Here is an 18,131-nt window from a genome sequence, read left to right as displayed (position 1 = left end):
AAAGGTTTAGTACAAATCGTCAATTGCCTGGCAAAGTATATGCCCTATCAAAATATGCACCTCCTGTATACGTGCCGTCAATTCAGACGGAACAACGATATTCAAGTCGCAAAGACCGTTCATCCGTCCGCCGTCACGACCAGAAAGCCCCAGCGTTTGGCAACCCATTTCTCTGGCCGTAGCAAATGCGCGCAAAACAACTTCGCTGTTACCACTGGTTGATATACCGATGAACAAGTCGCCCGGCTGAGCTAAAGCCTCCACCTGGCGGGCAAAAACGTAGTCATAACCATAATCATTAGCTATAGCTGTTAATGCCGATGTATCGGTAGTTAGAGCGATACCCGGCAAAGCCTTACGGTTCTTAACATAACGGCCGCTCAGTTCAGCTGCTATGTGCTGTGCGTCGGCTGCACTGCCCCCATTACCTGCTATTAAAACCTTTTTACCGTGCTGCAGGGTCGAGGTCATCAAATCGCAGGCGCGCTCAATATCGGGCACTAAGGTGTCGATAACCCTCTGTATGGTTTCCTGATGATCTTTGAGTTGTTGTATGATCACTGGTCTATTTCTTTTTGTCTTTAAAAAATTTGGTTATTTCTTCGAGCGATAGCGCATTTAAGCAACGCTCTTTATACAGGCCGCCTTTTCGGGCAACAATCACGCCGTAGTGCATGTCCAAAAAACCCTCGTTGCGGTGAGCATCCGGATTGATAGACAGCCATACGCCTTTATCCAAAGTGTATTGGTGCCAGCGCCAATCCAGATCCAGCCGAAGGGGATTTGAGTTCACCTCGATAACTACGCCGTTAGCTGCGCAAGCATCAATTACCTTTTTATAATCTATAGGATATCCGTTACGGCTCAATAATAACCGGCCGGTTGGATGCCCCAGTATGGTTGTAAATGGGTTCTCGATGGCTTTTATAAGGCGCTCGGTAGCTTTATCCTCACTCATTTTCAAGTTACTGTGGATAGATGCCACCACAAAATCAAAACGTTGCAAGATCTCGTCCGGGTAATCCAGGGAGCCGTCATTCAAAATATCCGATTCAATGCCTTTAAACACATGAAAGCCTTCCAACTTTTTGTTCAGATGGTCTATCTCCTCATGCTGCTGTAGTACACGCTCGATACTCAAGCCTTTGGCATAAAAAGCGCTTTTGCTATGGTCAGACAAACCCAGGTATTGCAGGTTCAACTGATCGCGGCAATAGGTTACCATTTCTTCAATGCTGTTCACACCGTCGCTCCAGGTACTGTGGTTGTGCAGTGTACCGCGCAGGTCGTTATAAGATATTAATGCGGGAAGCTTGTTGCCTGCAGCTTTTTCAATGAAGGTATCTCCCTCGCGCATTTCGGGCCTGATAAAATCCAGTCCCGCTTTGCGATAGATCAGCTCTTCATTTTCCGGCTGGTCGGCTCCGCTGCCGCCGCGTTCTAACACAATTTTAACATGCTCTTCGCTGCCGGTTTTTTCGAACAGGGTTTGAAAATAAAAACGTTTCTCAACTACGTAGATGATCACCTTTAAACCATTTTCAGTTACACCGACAATATGGCCATCCTCGGGTTTCATCTCGCTTACCAGGTCAGACGTTAAGATTGTATTGAAAGCCATCTCACAATCGCGGCTCCCAACTACCACGATCAATTCATTTACCACTTCGCACAAGCGACGATATTCGCCGGCAAATTCAAACAAGATATTGGTAAATGTATCCTTAAGTTTTTGGGTGATCTTATCGGCCTCAGGCTCTACCTGTGCGTACAGAAATTTGCCGGTGCTTGCCATTTTAAACTCGATGGCCTTGCGGATATCTTCCTGGGTTTTCAAGCCAAAACCTTTAGCCTCAATCAGTCGGTTCTCGTTACAGGCATAAAACAGCTCACCCACCGTCTCAATGTTCATTTCATGCCAAATGGTGGCTACCTTTTTAGCGCCTATACCTTTAATGCCCATCATCTCAACCACGCCGGGAGGCGTGCTGCCTATCAGCTCATCTAATTCAAGCATTGTGCCCGTTTGCACCAGCTCAATTACTTTAGCCGCAACACTTTTACCAATACCCTGTATCTTTTCCAGCTCTTCGAAAGTTTTGCCGGCTATTTTGCCGTTAAACTTGTCAACGTTAAAAGCAGCGTTGGCTATCGACTTAATTTTAAATGGATTAACCTCGTGTAATTCCATGAGCTGCGAAAGCAAACGAAGTTTACGGGCTATGGTTTTATTTTCCATAATTAGATTAAGCGATAAAAATACAAAAAGGTTTGAATAGATAATGGTTCATGGGTCGACAGTTCTTAGCCATATACGCTAAACAATCAACCATGAACCATCAACTATTGGCCCAAAAACTATTTTATCACCACATCGTACTCCATGCGGGCCAGAGGAGTACGCATTATAGAGGTTATGTTTTTGATTTGCTCATAAACCGGGTAGTTTTCGCCCAGTTCAGATTTAAGCATGCGGGTTTTCATTTGTATGCTGAAACTTTCGCCTAATTTGTTTAACACGCTTTTTTGCTCAGGATAAGCTACCGTGCGGTAGTTTTTCAACTTAGCCATTTTAGCTGCCGATTTTACCGCATCGTCAATATTGCCCAAACGGTCAACCAAGCCAATTTTAATGGCCTGCTCGCCGGTCCATACGCGGCCCTGGCCAATGCTATTGATATATGCTTGTGTTTTATGCCGGCCGTCTGCTACGGCTTTTGTAAAGTCGTCATAACCATGGTTAATCTGGTTTTGCAGAATCTGCCTTTCGGCTGGAGTTAACGGTCGACTGGTGTTACCCAAATCGGCATACTGACCGGTTTTTACACCGTCAAAGGTAATGCCCAGCTTGTCATTAAACAATTTCTGCATGTTAGGTAAAATAGCGAAGATGCCTATGGACCCGGTGATAGTATTTGGTTCGGCAATAATTGAATCAGCTGCGCATGAGATGTAATAACCGCCGGATGCTGCAACATCGCCCATGGAAACAATAATAGGCTTCACTTTTTTAGTCAGCATCACCTCCCGCCAAATCACATCGCTGGCTAATGATGAGCCACCCGGGGAGTTTACCCGTAATACTACCGCTTTAATCTTATCATCTGTGCGTACCTTGCGCAGCGCCTTTGCAGTAGTTTCTGAACCGATACTGTTGTCATCGCCTTCTCCACCGGCAATCTCGCCCGAAGCATAAACCACTGCAATACGGTTTGTTGAAACATCTTTAGTATCGGCATCATTATTAGCTTTGGTATACTCGCTGATCTCAACACTGTTGATGTCGGTTTTTTCTTTAATACCTAATTTGGTTTTCACCTCAGCCAATAACTCGTCGCGGTATTTCAAACCATCAACCAATTTCAACTTTAAAGCGTCCTCTGGTTGTTGTACACGAGCTTGGTTTGCGTAATTAAACAATGAATCTTTGTTAATACCCCGCGCTTTGCTGATACCGGTAAGATAGTGATCATACAAGGAGTTTAAATATGACGATACCTGCAATTTATTGGCATCACTCATTTTAGTCAGTATCATTGGCTCCACGGCACTTTTAAACGTGCCTACACGGATAACTTGTGCTTCGATGCCCAATTTGTCAAGCGCACCTTTAAAAAACATGGTTTGCGAGCTAAAACCGTCAAACTCAAATACACCCTTAGGGTTAATATAAACTTTGTCGGCTACCGAGGCCAGATAATAGAAGCCTTTGGTATAAACCTCGGCATAAGCAATGATGAATTTTCCTGATTTTTTAAAATCAATCAGTGCATTACGAATCTCTTCGGTAGTAGCCTGGCCCGATAGCATGTAACTTTCGTCAAGCAAGATGCCTTTTATATTGCTGTCGGTCTTGGCTTTTTTGATGTTGGCCAAAATATCTTTAAGGCCGACAGATTTATCGCCGTCTAAGCCTAAAAAGTTCAGGTTAGCTAAAGGATTATTAGGTGTACGTTCAGATATGGGATATTTTATTTCAATATGTAAGATAGAGTTTGCATCAACCTGGGTAGTCTTGTCACTGCTTGCCGCCCCTGCTATCAACCCGGCTACCACAAGCACAATAATAATGGTAGATAAAATTATACCGACAACGGTAGCCAGCACAAATTTGAAAAATTGCTTCATTTACTTGTTATAAATATTTTATATCTATGCAAACTTAATAAAACCTCACGGTTAAATATTAAGAGCGCTATCTATAATATTTGTTACAACAATGAATAACGTTTTTTTGCTTTTAGGAAGTAACCTGGGCGACAGGAAAGAATATTTACAGCAGGCCATTATGCATATTTCTTACGATATCTCGCCGGACATACGTATATCATCCGTTTACGAAACCGAATCATGGGGTAAGACCGACGAACCCGACTACCTTAACATGGTTATTGAGGTAAAAACAAGCTTACCGGCACAAACCGTGCTGGAGCGAATATTAAATATTGAAAAAGTAATGGGCAGGGTGCGTGAGGAAAAATGGGGATCAAGAACTATAGACATCGATATTTTATATTATAATGCGGAGGTTATTGATGTGCCGGGCTTGCATATACCTCACCCACAATTACATAATCGCAAGTTTACTTTAGCACCTTTAGTCGAGCTGGCGCCCGATTTTATTCATCCGGTTTTAAAAAAGAGCAACTTGCAATTAAAAATTGAATTGCGAGACGGCTTAATTGTGAAAAAATTATAAATTTGAATGTACAACTTAACCAATATGCCGGTCGACATTACTAATTTAGATCTTGATCTTTCGCTGTTAAACGAAATTGCTGACGGCAGCAACGAGTTTATTGTTGAGTCGATTGATATGTTTTTACAGCAAACACCTATGTCATTACAGGATATAAGTAATGCCTTTGAGAACATGGACTGGGCTACTGCCGCATCTGCAGCGCATAAAATGAAAGCCACCCTGGGCTTTTTTGGGATGCTGAACTGCCAGGCGCTCATTCAGCATATTGAATTGGCCTGCAAAGCCGGCTCGCCCAATGTAATGGACCTGATTGCTAAATTTGATCAGGTACAAAGCATATTAAACACCAACACCACTGCGCTCGAGCAGATAAAGGCTGAGGCAGAAGCCGATTCTTAATAAACCATCTTCATATTGGCCTGAGCCAACGGAATAACGCATCATAAAAAGACTTTAGCCAAATACCACTTAGGTATCCAGCTAAAGCCTTTCTTATTTACCTTCGACCGCCGACTAAAACCGACTGTCATTATTATAAAGATTCTTAGATTTGCTCCAATTTAAAGGTATAGCTTTCCATAATTAAATTGGCCAATAAGTTTTTACAGGCCAATTCAACCTTTTCGGCAGCTATCGTTTCGTTTTCGGCTTCAATTTGCAAAGAGATGTGTTTGCCAATGCGAACATTCTGAATTTCAGCCAGACCCAGATTTTTCATGCTGCCGGTTACGGCTTTACCTTGAGGGTCAAGAATTTCTTTTTTAGGCATTACATCAATCTCAGCTTGAAACGTTTTCATGAAGTGGGTTTTATTTTTTTGGATTTAGACGACGTCTGCAAGCGCTTAAACATTTCGTTTTTGAAAGCCCGGGGTGTCGTCTTTAGCTATTTTAAATTGAACTATTGACAAGGCGATATATAAAAATATGATCACCGGAACGGCCGCAAATTTAAAAAACAATATCAATATTGCCGAAAACAACAGCAGTAAATAGCGATAAATATTTTTATTAAAGTCGGCATTCTTAAATTTAAGGGATATGAGCGGCAACTCCGCTACAAGTAATGTGCACATTACTGCTACAAAAGCAGTAAGCACGTACGGATTTAATATATACTGCGCCGCAGCAGGATGCTGGTCGATAATTAATGGGAAGGAGGCTATTAATATGGAGTTTGCCGGTGTTGGTAAACCGATAAAGATTTCGGCTTGCCGGGTATCGCTGTTAAACTTAGCCAAACGCAGCATCGAGAACACGGCGATCAAAAAAGCGCTAAAGTTTAAAAACTGGCTTACCTTATCAATTTGCGGCGCCTGTAAAAACAACTGGTATAATATCGCCGAAGGCAAAACACCAAAGCTCACTACGTCTGCAAGTGAATCCAGATCCTTCCCTATCCCTGAGAATGATTTCAGTACCCGGGCCGCAAATCCGTCAAAAAAATCAAATATTGCTGCCAGGAAAATAGCATAAGCACCTTTTATCAGATCGCCCTGAACGGCAAATACAATCCCCACGCAACCGCTAAACAAGTTACAACAGGTGATGGCATTAGGAACGTGCTTTTTTACCCGCTTCTTCATTTTTTCAAGGGGTGAAGGTAGTTATTTTTTGGGGATTGAAGATTAAAGATTAGTAATTGAAGATTAAAGATTAGCTATTGAAGATTAGATATAATCATTGGAAACAAAAAAGGTGATTAGCATGTACACGCCAATCACCAATCTTTAATCTTTAATCTTCAATAGCTAACAACCAACCTACGAGTTCATCGAAATCAGGAATTCTTCGTTGGTTTTAGTACCTCTTACCTGACTTTGTAAAAATTCCATCGCCTCTATTGAGTTCATATCAGCAAGGTGGTTACGCAATATCCAGATACGCTGCAAGGTGTCTCTGTCTAACAGCAAATCATCGCGACGTGTGCTTGAAGCTGTAATATCAATTGCAGGGAACACGCGTTTGTTAGAAAGTTTTCTATCTAACTGTAACTCCATGTTACCTGTACCTTTAAACTCTTCGAAAATCACCTCGTCCATTTTTGAACCTGTTTCGGTCAATGCAGTTGCGATGATAGTAAGCGAGCCGCCGTCTTCAATATTACGGGCGGCACCAAAGAAACGTTTTGGTTTGTGCAGCGCATTAGCATCAACACCACCAGATAGGATTTTACCGGATGCAGGCGCTACGGTATTATAGGCGCGAGCCAAACGGGTTATTGAGTCAAGCAAGATCACAACGTCATGACCGCACTCAACCATACGTTTGGCTTTTTCAAGCACGATGTTAGCAATTTTTACGTGACGGTCTGCAGGCTCATCAAACGTTGACGAAACAACCTCTGCACGTACGCTGCGGGCCATATCGGTAACCTCCTCTGGACGCTCGTCAATCAACAGAATAATTAAATATACCTCAGGGTGATTTTTAGCAATAGCATTAGCTACATCCTTCAATAACATAGTTTTACCTGTTTTTGGCTGCGCAACTATCAAACCACGCTGACCTTTACCTATAGGTGCAAACAAGTCCATGATACGGGTTGAGTAGTTACCCGGATCAGTAAACAAATGCAATTTTTCAGAAGGGAAAAGCGGGGTCAGGTGATCAAAAGGCACACGGTCACGAACCTCGGCAGGAATACGGCCGTTAATGGCTTCAACACGCACCAGCGGGAAGTATTTTTCGCCCTCTTTTGGCGGGCGTATGCTACCGCGAACCGTATCGCCGGTTTTAAGGCCGAATAATTTTATTTGCGACTGCGATACGTAAATATCATCAGGCGAGGTCAGGTAGTTATAGTCAGACGAGCGCAGGAAACCGTAACCGTCAGGCATGATCTCCAATACACCTTCATTGACAATAACATTATCAAAATCAAGGTTAATAGCAGGTTCAGGCGCCTTTTGCTGCTGCACTCTGCGCTCAAATTTCTGAGGGCGCTCAACAATTTCAGCTGGGTTAGCAGCAATTTCGCCCTCTTGTTGCGGCGACTGACCTTCATCTTCAGTTACAGGTGCTACATTTTCGCTAACAACCTCATCTTCAGGCTGAGGCTCATCCTCGGGCATATCAAACAAGTTGGTATCGTCTAGCGGAACTTCAATACGCGGTTTGCTAACCTTAGTGCTGCCACCGGCGGTACGTATACGGGTACGTTGTTTTTTTTCGCCGGCATCTTTTTTATCGCCGACAGGAGTATAGTTATCTTCAACAATTGCTTGCTGAGCCCTGGCGGCATCAATAAGCTGTTGCATTTGTACAATATTAGATATTAGCTCAGGCTTGCGCAGCGAGTCTGCATCAGGGATACCTAAACTTTTGGCAATTTCGCGCAACTCAGAAACGAGCTTATCGTTCAATTCGGTAGTATCAGACATGATATGAATTATGGGTTCAAAAAGGGGTTTTATTATAATAGTTATATTTGAGGCTTACAATTATTGCTCAGATAATGATTTTGAAAAAGAAAATTTTTGCAGCTTGTTTGCACCGTTAAAGTCAGACCAGGTATACTTTCAAGATATGTAACGCGGGAATGTAATTTATTCTCTTTAGTGCAAGAAAAACTCAAAGGAAAACAGTGCAATTGTAATCATTAAAATTAAAAAAACAAACTATTAAAAAAAAAATCTTTTCACATTCAACACTTCAACTAATTTTTAGTTTTTTTGGCGAATAAAATTCAGCTCTTATTTTTCTTATGATTACACGCCAGCAACTTATAGACCAGATTAAACAAAAAAAATCATTTTTATGTGTTGGACTGGATACTGACCTTGATAAGATACCCGAGTTTTTAAAACAATACCCCGACCCTGTTTTTGAGTTTAACAAACGAATTATAGATGCCACGAAAGATCTGTGCGTGGCCTACAAGCCAAACTCTGCCTTTTATGAAAGCTACGGCGTAAAGGGCCTGCAAAGTCTTATTGATACCTGGCAATATTTACCTAAAGAAACGCTGAACATCATCGACGCAAAACGTGGCGACATCGGTAACACGTCAGACAAATATGCACGTGCATTTTTTGATGAGACCGCATCAGGCATGAGCTTTGATGCCATTACCGTTACTCCCTATATGGGTAATGATAGCGTAACACCTTATTTAAAATATGAGGGCAAATGGGTGATCATCCTTGCGCTAACCTCATCGGTAGGAAGTAAAGATTTTCAATATTTAAATACAGGCGACGATTACCTGTACGAAGCCGTGATCAAAAAAGCCAACACCTGGGCCGGCGCCGATAGAATTATGTACGTGGTAGGCGCCACCAAAAGCACTGAGTTTACCAATATCCGCAAATATGCACCCGATAACTTTTTATTGGTTCCAGGTGTGGGTGCGCAAGGCGGCAGCCTGGAAGATGTTTGCCAATACGGTATCACCAAAGATTGTGGCTTGCTGGTGAATGCCTCACGCTCCATCATTTACGCGAGTAATGGCGAAGATTTTGCCGATGCAGCTCGTGAGGAAGCGAAAAGCCTACAAAAGCAAATGGCTGTGGAGTTGGAGAAAGCAGGGATTATATAACACCGAAAACAAAAAACCACGTCATTGCGAACGAGGAACGAGTGTGGCAATCTCCGGCAACGCGACTAGAGATTGCCACGCTACGCTCGCAATGACGTGATGATATATATGATGAACAAGGTTTCTTGATTTTGCTTCTTAATTCTATCTCAAAACGTCCAGCTTACCTTCTACCGAATCATCTAAAGTTTTGCCGATGGCCGCGCCTGCTAACTGTTTAATAAAGGCTACAGCATTGCCATGTTTATTGTCCCAGTAATGCGCCTCGGTGGGCTCAACCTTTACCACGGCTATGCGCGGGTCATTCTCCCCTTCGGTAAACCAGGTTTTAAGCACCGGCTTCCAAAATTGCTTGATTTTCTCCTCGTCGCGGCTTAGGCTTACTAATCCGTATACGTTGAGGTAGTCTGAATATTTTGAACCTTGAAAGAATAACTGTGCCAGCGGCTCGGCTTCCAATTCATGATAAGTGCCGCTGTCATTAGCCAATAAAAACCACAGGTTGCCGTCGTCATCTACATCCTGCACAGTCATGGGGCGGGCAGATACCGGTACACCGGTTTTTATATTGGTCACAAAGAAACAGGTGGCAGCGCTTACTGCCAGTTCCTTCAGTTTAGCAATAGCATCATGGCCGCTCAGGTCTTTTAAATTGTCTTCTGGTTGATTTTGATTAATGCTGTTCATGGTAGTATAGTTTTATGTGATAAACTACCAATTATGATGCCGAAAGATTTTCTATTTATAAGCTTACGTCGTACCCGCTCATGGCCGCGGGAGAGTAATACCCATCATTAGACAATACAAGGAGTAATGGTAGTGCGATTCCCTCCTCTGGGAGGGGCAGGGAGGGGTTTAGCAGCTTCAACCCCTTCCTCCTCCTTCCCCTCCCAGAGGAAGGAATCGCTCGTATCCATCGCTTTTTTTAAACAGGCAGAGTCATTATTATTGCTACTTGTCAATTCATGGGCTATTACTCTCGGGAGGGCTTAGTCCTTTTTCCTTAGATGAAAAAGGACCAAAAGAACAAAGCCTACCCGCGGGAACTGAGGGGGACGATCTACAAATTGTGAGTATATTAAATGTGTGCAGAACTTGCCAATCTCCGCTCGCTATAACGACGAAAGAGATAACAATTACCCGAACACCACTTTCCGCTGCGGAAACTTATCGGCGTAGTTAGCTACCAGATTTTTAATATAATCGTTGCCCGGGTACGGCGTAATATAATCTTTAAGTTGCTGTAGGTTTTCAACCTGAAAATAATGGGAGATATAGCCCATGCCATAAAATTTGCCTTTCTCGACCAATATACAGCTGTGCTCATCATCGGTACGGCCCTCATCTCGTATTGCGAAAGTCGGCAGGGCGCTGTTTAATTCGGCGATGGCCCGGCTCACTTTCTCATTATAGGTGCCTACCGATTCTGTGCCGGTACAAGCACACTGGTTTTTAGCAGTACCGGTACATTCTTCAGTATTATTTTGGATAAAGCAAAGCTTAGGGCACAGTTCAAACATCTCGATTAGTTGATTAAGCACTGCCCTGCCTTCCAGCATGGTATTGCACGTATACAGCGCACCGGTATACTTGCGGTATTTATCAACAGCAAGGCGCATGTAACCACGTTGATCTTCATACATATACAACCCATAGGCATGTTCAAAGCGTTTGAGCGAACGGTTATATTTGGGCCACAAGCGTTTTATTTCGACGGCTTCAAGCACAAAGGCTATAAGCTCGGTACCGCAAACCTGGTGGGTTATCTGATGAATATTCTTCAAAAACTCCTGGCGCTGCTGGCCGGGGTTATTGCCTGTAAAATGGCTGCTTACCCGCTTTTTAATATTCTTAGCTTTACCTACATAAATCACCTTGCCCTTTTGGTCGTGGAAATAATACACACCGGGCGAACTAGGCAGATCCTGAACCATTTTTTTGGGTAAATGAGGCGGCAGCACCTGCTCTTTCGAGTTTTGCTTCAGGGCTTGTTTAATGTGGTCGTTACGGTCATTGAGCAGCAGCATGCTGAAAAGCTCAGCTGTAGCCTCACAATCGCCCATGGCGCGGTGGCGGCTCTCGTTATCTATGCCTAAATGATGACACAGCTTACCGAGGCTATAAGATGGCGCCCCTGTTAATATCTTACGCGACAAACGCACGGTGCACAATTTGTTACACTGCAGCTCATACCCTGCCTGTGCCAAATGATACCGTACAAAAGAATAATCGAAATTAACGTTGTGGGCGATAAAGATTTTGCCATGCAGCAGATGATATATATCGGCAGCTACATCCTCAAAAGGCGGCGCCTCAGCAACCATCTCGTTAGTAATACCGGTTAGTGCTCGAATGTAAATAGGTATCTCCCGGCGCGGATTTACCAGCGTGCTGTAACGTTTGGTAATTTTCTTACCATCATGCAGGCAAACAGCAATCTCTGTGATGCCATTCGCGCTGGCATGCCCCCCCGTCGTCTCGATATCTACAATGGCGTACACAATTCAAATGTAGTGGATTTTGCTAATTATTTTAGTTTAATTGTCAATTAATTATTTACTATAAAATAAGAATGCCATTGGCTTAGCACCAATGGCATAAATAATGTCAAACTTAATAGCTTGTTTTTATCATTATCTCTCTAATCCGTTTAAGATAGTTATCGCATTTAGCGACGTCAAGCTCACTTCGCTGACGTGTCACCTTCTTTAAGAAATAGGCGGCTTCTTTGTGGTATGAAGACTTCATAATTTACAAATATAGTCGGTAAAAAATCTATGTAAATCCTATTAATAAAAAAAGGCCTGCGAAATGGCGGGCCTTTTCCTAATCTCTATTCTCTATTTACCTTTCTTAGCAGCCGATGCTTGCGCTTGTTGTTGTTGGCGCATCATTTCTTCCATTCGGGCAGCGAAGCCTGTTTTCTTTTTCTTCGGATCCTCAGGTTTCTTTTTGTTTTCCTGAATCTGCGCATGGATCTTCTTATCGTCAACCATTAAACGGATAATGTATTGTTGTAAGAACGTGAACATGTTAGCCAGGAAGTAGTAGTAGTTCAAGCCTGCCGGATAGCCGTTCAAAGCACCCAGGAAAATGATTGGGGTAATGTAGCCCACATATTTCATCTGGCCGGTTACGCCCGATATCTGGTTGTTAAAATAAGTATAGATCAATGTTGATATCGTCATCAACACACACATTAAACTCAGGTGATCGCCCAGGAATGGAACGTTGAACCCAAAATTAATGAATGAATCGTAGGTCGATAAGTCGTGCATCCATAAAAAACTCTGACCACGCAGCTCGAACAAGCCCGGGAAGAAACGGAAGAACGCGATAACTATCGGCATTTGCAGCAACAGCGGCAAACAACCACCCAGTGGGTTCACTCCGGCTTTTTTATAGAGCTTGAGGTATTCTTGTTGTAACAACGTCGGGTTGTCCTCTCCCACCTTGGCTTTGATCTCGTCCATCTCAGGCTTCAATACCCGCATCTTAGCCATTGACAGGTAAGATTTATAAGTAAGCGGCGACAACACCAATTTAAGGATAACAGTTAACGCCAGGATGATCAACCCGTAGTTCCAGTTAAACTTGGTTAACAGATTAAAGACCGGGATAACCGCTACACGGTTAATGTACTTTAACGGCCCCCAGCCCAGGTTAATTTGTTTCTCAAAGCCATGGCCTTCGGCCGCTAAAAGCGAGTAGCGGTTAGGGCTAAAGTAAAAGTCAAACGGATACGTACCATCGCTATTACGTGCTACGGTTAAGTTGGCTTTTAATTGTTTGATGTCTTTATGATTGCTGGTATCGGTACTAACAGACAGGCTTGATTTGCTGAAACCATCTTTACTTAAAAGGACACTAGAAAAGAAGTGCTGCTTAAAAGATACCCACTGTAGCTTTTTATCATTGATTTCTTTGGCATCATCTTTAGTATCGCCAAAGTAGTCAAAGTCTTTGTCGGTATCGTAGTATTGGATCATTGAATACTGATGATCTAACTGAATACTTTTCTCTAAACGACGCAGACTGCTTTGCCAGTTAAGGGTAATGCTGCCGGCATTGGCAACAATGTTATCCAAGCCGGTCGATTTAATTACCAAACCAACTTTATACCCCTCACCTTTCAGCGTATAAATATAGTCGATATATTGTGTGGGGCTGTAGCTTAAACGCATGGTAATGGCCGACGAATCCTGACCAGTAACCTGTAAGCCCTGGGCACTTGGCGTGAAGTAGCGCTCACTGGTATTAATACTGGCAACACCGGCAGCAAAATTAAAGCCGAACTTATTATCGTCACCTTCAAATAAAACTAAAGGTTTTTTATCGGCAGTCTGATAGTTTTTCAGCTCAACCGAGTAAATGCGACCACCTAATGTGCTCAAACGCACTTTCAAATCCTTGTTTTCAATGGTCACCAGTTTTTCAACACCTTGTAAGCTTGCGCCGAAGGGGGTTTTCAGCATGGCTGAGTCAACCGGCTTAGGGCCTAATTTTGCCGTATCAAGGTTAACTGTTTTTGTAGCAGCACCAGGCTTTTTGCCTTTTTTAAGCTGAGCCTGTAGTTCGGCCTCTTTTTTGATCTGCGCGTCGCTTGGTTTCATTATCCAAACCGAAACACCGATAATGATCATGATCAGGAATAATCCTGTAAATGTATTTCTATCCATTTCTATCTATTCGTACTCAATTACTTACTTCTTGCGGGCATAAGCCATTGAAGCGGCGACAAAGTTAATAAAAAGTGGGTGCGGATTAGCAACTGTTGATTTTAATTCGGGATGAAATTGAGCTCCCACAAAAAACGGATGGTTTTTAAGCTCAACTATTTCAACCAGATTATTTTGCGGATTAACTCCCGAAGGGATCATGCCAGCATCTTCATATCGCTTAAGGTACTCATTATTAAACTCATAACGATGGCGATGGCGCTCAGTAATATGCTGCTGTCCATAAATTGCGTAAGCTTTAGTACCCTTTTTAATATCGCATGGGTATGAGCCTAAACGCATGGTGCCGCCTTTGTTCACCACTTTTTTCTGCTCTTCCATCATGGCAATAACAGGGTTTGGCGTCTCCGGATTCATTTCGGTACTGCTGGCATCTTTTAACCCTAATACGTTTCGGCCAAATTCAACTACCGCACACTGCATACCCAAACAGATACCAAAAAACGGAATATTATTTTCGCGCACATAGCGGATGGCTTCAATTTTACCTTCAAAACCACGCTCACCAAAGCCCGGGGCAACCAATACACCGTCCAAACCTTTTAATTTATCAATAGCATTGCCCGGAGTAAGCGACTCTGAGGGGATATAAATTACGCGTACCTTGCACTCGTTTTTAGCCCCGGCATGAATGAATGATTCAATAATTGATTTATAGGCATCAGGCAATTCAACGTATTTACCTACAAGGCCTATTTTCACTTCAGCTGTCGGGTTTTTCAGCCGGCCCAGAAAATCCTTCCAGTTTTCCAGATCAGGCTCAACTTTATGCGGAAGCTTCAGCTTCGTTAGTACCGTTTTGTCCAGTTGCTCTTTCAGCATCAGCAATGGCACATCGTAAATAGTCGAAGCATCCATCGACTCGATAACTGCATTAATGTTTACGTTACAAAACAGGGCTATCTTTTTACGGATATCCATATTGAGGTGATGTTCGGTACGGCAAACCAGGATATCCGGCTGAATACCGTATTCTAACAACATTTTCACAGAGTGCTGTGTAGGCTTGGTTTTCAGCTCGCCCGCAGCAGCCAGAAAAGGTACCAGGGTTAAATGGATAACCAATGAGTTGCCTGAACCTATCTCCCATCTAAACTGGCGTACAGCTTCGATATAGGGTAACGACTCGATATCGCCCACGGTACCACCTAACTCGGTGATTACGATATCGTATTTACCTTCGCCCTCGCCCAGTATACGGATGTTGCGTTTAATTTCGTCAGTAATATGCGGAACAACCTGCACGGTTTTTCCCAGAAAAGCGCCTTCACGCTCTTTATTGATGACATTTTGGTAAATACGGCCCGTGGTAATGTTATTAGCCTGCGATGTTGGCACATTCAAAAAACGCTCGTAATGGCCCAGGTCAAGATCGGTTTCAGCACCATCTTCGGTAACGTAGCATTCGCCATGCTCATACGGGTTCAATGTTCCCGGGTCGATATTGATATAAGGATCGAATTTTTGAATGGTTACGCTGTAGCCGCGCGCCTGTAGAAGTTTTGCCAGTGAAGCTGAGATAATGCCTTTCCCCAACGAAGAGGTAACACCGCCCGTAACAAATATGTATTTAGTCATCTGAAAATTGAATTTCGGTACCGGTTTTAGCCTGCACCAATTGTTTGTGTACGGGATACAAAAGTAACAATTTTTTTGGGGTTTAGCGGATGAATTTACAATTGTGGAAAAGCCGTTGACATACTGGATATTGTGGAAAACCATACAGTTGTATCCACTATATTATTACGGCGTTAGATATATTTATCATTATATTAGATTTCACTTTACTCCTTATCATTATGAAAAAAATTATTTCAAGTCTGTGTTTTATTTTAATAACTTATACGGCATTTGCACAAAGTTTTGGAGACAATGACAATCCTATAACTTTTGGATTGATGGGTGGCTCTGACATGGCTTTTTTGCAAATCAAATCGGCACATAGGGATTTGGTTCAAACGAATAACACCAGTCCGTTTTCGTTAGGATTTAGCGCCGATTTTAAATTCAACGATTATTTTTCTTTACGACCTGCAATTTTTTACGCCGGTAAAGGCGGATCCATGACAGCGACATACACTATTGACCCTCCCTATAAAGGCGCAAACACCAATGTAGATGCAGATAACGAATACACGCTGCATTATCTTGAAATCCCATTACAAGCAGTTGGCCATATACCGGTTGGTGATGGAGCAAATATATTTATCGGGGCTGGGCCTTATTACTCATATGCATTAAATGGAAAATTCAAACAAAGCACGGGTTCAGGCCCTGATATATCTCGTAAATTAACATTTGGAAACAATGGCGATTTCTCGTCATCTGATTATGGCATAAGCTCTGTGATAGGTTTTCAGGGGCAGTCAGGATGGTCTCTAAGCGGCAATTTGGAATTTGGCTTAACCAATATCCTCAGAAACAATTATACAGGGTTTGATGCGAGCCAGATGAAAACCATCACAGTTTACCTGACCATTGGCCAAAGTTTTTGATATAGAACGGATGATATGGAACGGCTAATAAATTCATCATATTAAACAAAACGACAGCTTTTTACTTTGTACATTATCAACAAGCGATAAAAAGTCACATGAAAAAGATACTGTTGCTGCTTACTTTTGTATTAATAACCCAAACAAACTTTGCCAGTACGCCTTACTCACGTTACCTGCATTCATGGAACCTGGTATCCAAATTATGCTCTGAACTTACCGATAATGCAGACGCCATCGCTCACCGCCCTGACCGAATAGCGATAAAAGCCTTCGCCGTTAATTTCAACAGAAAAGTGGGCATACTCATCGTCAATCAAAATAACTTGATTAACCTCATAACGCATGGCGGTTTTAAAGACCACCATTTCCCGAATACCTACAGAATCATGCAGCAAAACCTGGCTGATATAAAAAAGATATTGCTAGATAACCGCCCATTCTTTGACAACCTGAAAATTAATAGCATTAACACTGTTGAAGTTTACAGTCCGCTGGATTTCAAAGCGTACGAAAACGATGAGTTGCTGCGTCAGGCGACGCAAAACCGCCGCAACAAAGCCTTTAAACATAATGTGATTGATAATCTTACCCAAGGTGTGATTTTATTGAATGAATGCCGGAGTAAGGTTGCGGCTTTGTATAGTAAAATCAAATAGCGTACTAAGGGTTTGGCTAAAGCCAATTAACCTAGTTGATTAGTCCGCCCCATAAATGGGACGGCAATGAATTCTTGATTGATGTGGTAGAATATCAGCACAGTCACAACTGTTCGTTCTCAATGAGTTAAATAAACTTAGTTCGATTGATGTGACAGATAAACGTAACGTAAATACCTTTTTTCGCGAAATAAAATTCATTGCCGTTGACTTTAGTCAACGGATTCGAAAATACGAACACCGGGCTTTAGCCCAACTAAGAGCAGTTAAAACTTCAGCTTCAGCAAATCCTCAGGGGTATCCACCGCGTAAGTTTCCAGATCAGTCTCGGCAACTTTTATGCGATAGCCGTTTTCTATCCAGCGCAGTTGTTCTAAAGCTTCCGCTTTTTCCAGGCTTGATATTGGTAGTTTGGTAATCTGTTGCAAAACATCCGCCCTATAACCATAAATACCGATATGTTTAAAGTACGGATAAAACTCCAGCCAATTTTGCCCTTCCTCACCCCGGATATGTGGGATAGCCGAGCGTGAAAAATAAGCGGCCTCGTTCAATTTGGTAACAACAACCTTTGGAGTGTTGGGATTATGCAGTTCCTGCACATCTTTCACGCGCTTAACCAGCGTAGCTAGCTCCACCTCGGGCGAATCAAAGCAGGTAGCCAGCTTACTGATCTGCTCTGGGTCGATATAAGGCTCATCGCCTTGGATATTAATTACAACATTGTATTGGGGGTGCGCAGCAGCAACCTCTGCGCAACGGTCGGTGCCGCTTTGGTGGTCGGCACTAGTCATCACCGCAAGGCCGCCAAAATCAACTACGTGCTTATAAATGCGGTTGTCATCGGTAGCTACAATAACCTCAGCAAGATGGTTGCATTTCTTAGCCTGCTCATAAACCCGCCGTATCATGCTTTTACCACCAATGTCAACCAATGGTTTGCCGGGAAAACGTGATGATGCGTAACGCGCAGGTATGATGCCGAGAATGTGCATAT

16 protein-coding genes are annotated in these 18,131 nt (G+C 42.8%); 5 read left to right on the top strand and 11 right to left on the bottom strand.

Translation table 11 applies throughout. From position 1 onward, the window contains the following. Window positions 1–6: 6 nt before the first annotated feature. From gmhA to sppA, 3 genes are all read right to left on the bottom strand, one after another. Window positions 7–561, bottom strand: coding sequence for a D-sedoheptulose 7-phosphate isomerase (gmhA, locus tag ACFS5N_RS01650; protein WP_377181547.1), 555 nt, complete (start codon window positions 559–561; stop codon window positions 7–9). Between the two features lie 4 nt (window positions 562–565). Continuing rightward, window positions 566–2,239, bottom strand: coding sequence for a helix-hairpin-helix domain-containing protein (locus ACFS5N_RS01645; protein ID WP_377181545.1), 1,674 nt, complete (start codon window positions 2,237–2,239; stop codon window positions 566–568). 119 nt (window positions 2,240–2,358) lie between these two features. Beyond that, complete coding sequence (sppA, locus tag ACFS5N_RS01640) at window positions 2,359–4,128, bottom strand: signal peptide peptidase SppA (protein WP_377181543.1); 1,770 nt, start codon at window positions 4,126–4,128, stop codon at window positions 2,359–2,361. Window positions 4,129–4,219: 91 nt separating this feature from the next. On the opposite strand from sppA, the gene folK reads away from it, so the two are divergent. Further along, complete coding sequence (folK, locus tag ACFS5N_RS01635; RefSeq protein ID WP_377181541.1) at window positions 4,220–4,699, top strand: 2-amino-4-hydroxy-6-hydroxymethyldihydropteridine diphosphokinase; 480 nt, start codon at window positions 4,220–4,222, stop codon at window positions 4,697–4,699. 6 nt (window positions 4,700–4,705) lie between these two features. Then, window positions 4,706–5,101, top strand: coding sequence for an Hpt domain-containing protein (locus tag ACFS5N_RS01630; RefSeq protein WP_377181539.1), 396 nt, complete (start codon window positions 4,706–4,708; stop codon window positions 5,099–5,101). A 145-nt stretch (window positions 5,102–5,246) separates the two neighbouring features. On the opposite strand, the gene purS is transcribed toward ACFS5N_RS01630, so the two are convergent. The 3 genes from purS to rho form a co-directional block, all read right to left on the bottom strand. Then, window positions 5,247–5,501: a phosphoribosylformylglycinamidine synthase subunit PurS gene (purS, locus tag ACFS5N_RS01625; protein ID WP_377181537.1), complete on the bottom strand. Its 255-nt coding sequence runs from the start codon at window positions 5,499–5,501 to the stop codon at window positions 5,247–5,249. A gap of 45 nt (window positions 5,502–5,546) precedes the next feature. Further along, window positions 5,547–6,287 (bottom strand): CDP-diacylglycerol--serine O-phosphatidyltransferase, encoded by a 741-nt coding sequence (gene pssA, locus ACFS5N_RS01620; protein ID WP_377181535.1) that lies wholly within the window; start codon window positions 6,285–6,287, stop codon window positions 5,547–5,549. A 177-nt stretch (window positions 6,288–6,464) separates the two neighbouring features. After that, complete coding sequence (gene rho, locus ACFS5N_RS01615; RefSeq protein WP_377181533.1) at window positions 6,465–8,084, bottom strand: transcription termination factor Rho; 1,620 nt, start codon at window positions 8,082–8,084, stop codon at window positions 6,465–6,467. A gap of 326 nt (window positions 8,085–8,410) precedes the next feature. Here rho and pyrF point away from each other — a divergent pair, with 326 nt between their 5' ends. Then, window positions 8,411–9,241, top strand: coding sequence for an orotidine-5'-phosphate decarboxylase (gene pyrF, locus ACFS5N_RS01610; protein ID WP_377183880.1), 831 nt, complete (start codon window positions 8,411–8,413; stop codon window positions 9,239–9,241). 144 nt (window positions 9,242–9,385) lie between these two features. On the opposite strand, the gene ACFS5N_RS01605 is transcribed toward pyrF, so the two are convergent. From ACFS5N_RS01605 to ACFS5N_RS01590, 4 genes are all read right to left on the bottom strand, one after another. After that, window positions 9,386–9,928, bottom strand: a complete 543-nt coding sequence (locus tag ACFS5N_RS01605; protein WP_377181531.1) for a pyridoxamine 5'-phosphate oxidase family protein — start codon at window positions 9,926–9,928, stop codon at window positions 9,386–9,388. 449 nt (window positions 9,929–10,377) lie between these two features. Beyond that, entirely contained in the window at window positions 10,378–11,742 is a 1,365-nt protein-coding gene (locus ACFS5N_RS01600; RefSeq protein ID WP_377181529.1) for an exonuclease domain-containing protein, read from the bottom strand. 339 nt (window positions 11,743–12,081) lie between these two features. After that, window positions 12,082–13,920, bottom strand: a complete 1,839-nt coding sequence (gene yidC / locus ACFS5N_RS01595) for a membrane protein insertase YidC (RefSeq protein ID WP_377181527.1) — start codon at window positions 13,918–13,920, stop codon at window positions 12,082–12,084. A 24-nt stretch (window positions 13,921–13,944) separates the two neighbouring features. Then, complete coding sequence (locus ACFS5N_RS01590) at window positions 13,945–15,558, bottom strand: CTP synthase (RefSeq protein ID WP_377181525.1); 1,614 nt, start codon at window positions 15,556–15,558, stop codon at window positions 13,945–13,947. Window positions 15,559–15,779: 221 nt separating this feature from the next. Here ACFS5N_RS01590 and ACFS5N_RS01585 point away from each other — a divergent pair, with 221 nt between their 5' ends. Together ACFS5N_RS01585 and ACFS5N_RS01580 are read left to right on the top strand one after the other, a co-directional pair. Beyond that, on the top strand, window positions 15,780–16,475 hold the full coding sequence (locus tag ACFS5N_RS01585) for a porin family protein (protein ID WP_377181523.1): 696 nt from the start codon (window positions 15,780–15,782) through the stop codon (window positions 16,473–16,475). A 98-nt stretch (window positions 16,476–16,573) separates the two neighbouring features. Further along, window positions 16,574–17,134 carry a hypothetical protein gene (locus ACFS5N_RS01580; RefSeq protein ID WP_377181521.1) on the top strand — a complete coding sequence of 187 codons (561 nt, stop codon included), beginning with the start codon at window positions 16,574–16,576 and terminating at the stop codon, window positions 17,132–17,134. 266 nt (window positions 17,135–17,400) lie between these two features. Here ACFS5N_RS01580 and kdsB read toward each other — a convergent pair whose 3' ends face one another. After that, window positions 17,401–18,129 (bottom strand): 3-deoxy-manno-octulosonate cytidylyltransferase, encoded by a 729-nt coding sequence (kdsB, locus tag ACFS5N_RS01575; protein WP_377181519.1) that lies wholly within the window; start codon window positions 18,127–18,129, stop codon window positions 17,401–17,403. Window positions 18,130–18,131 lie beyond the last annotated feature (2 nt).

The organism is Mucilaginibacter ximonensis (assembly GCF_042686265.1).
Classification (GTDB): domain Bacteria; phylum Bacteroidota; class Bacteroidia; order Sphingobacteriales; family Sphingobacteriaceae; genus Mucilaginibacter; species Mucilaginibacter ximonensis.
Note: the sequence above shows the minus strand (reverse complement) of the source record. Positions and strands in the feature narration are given on the sequence as shown.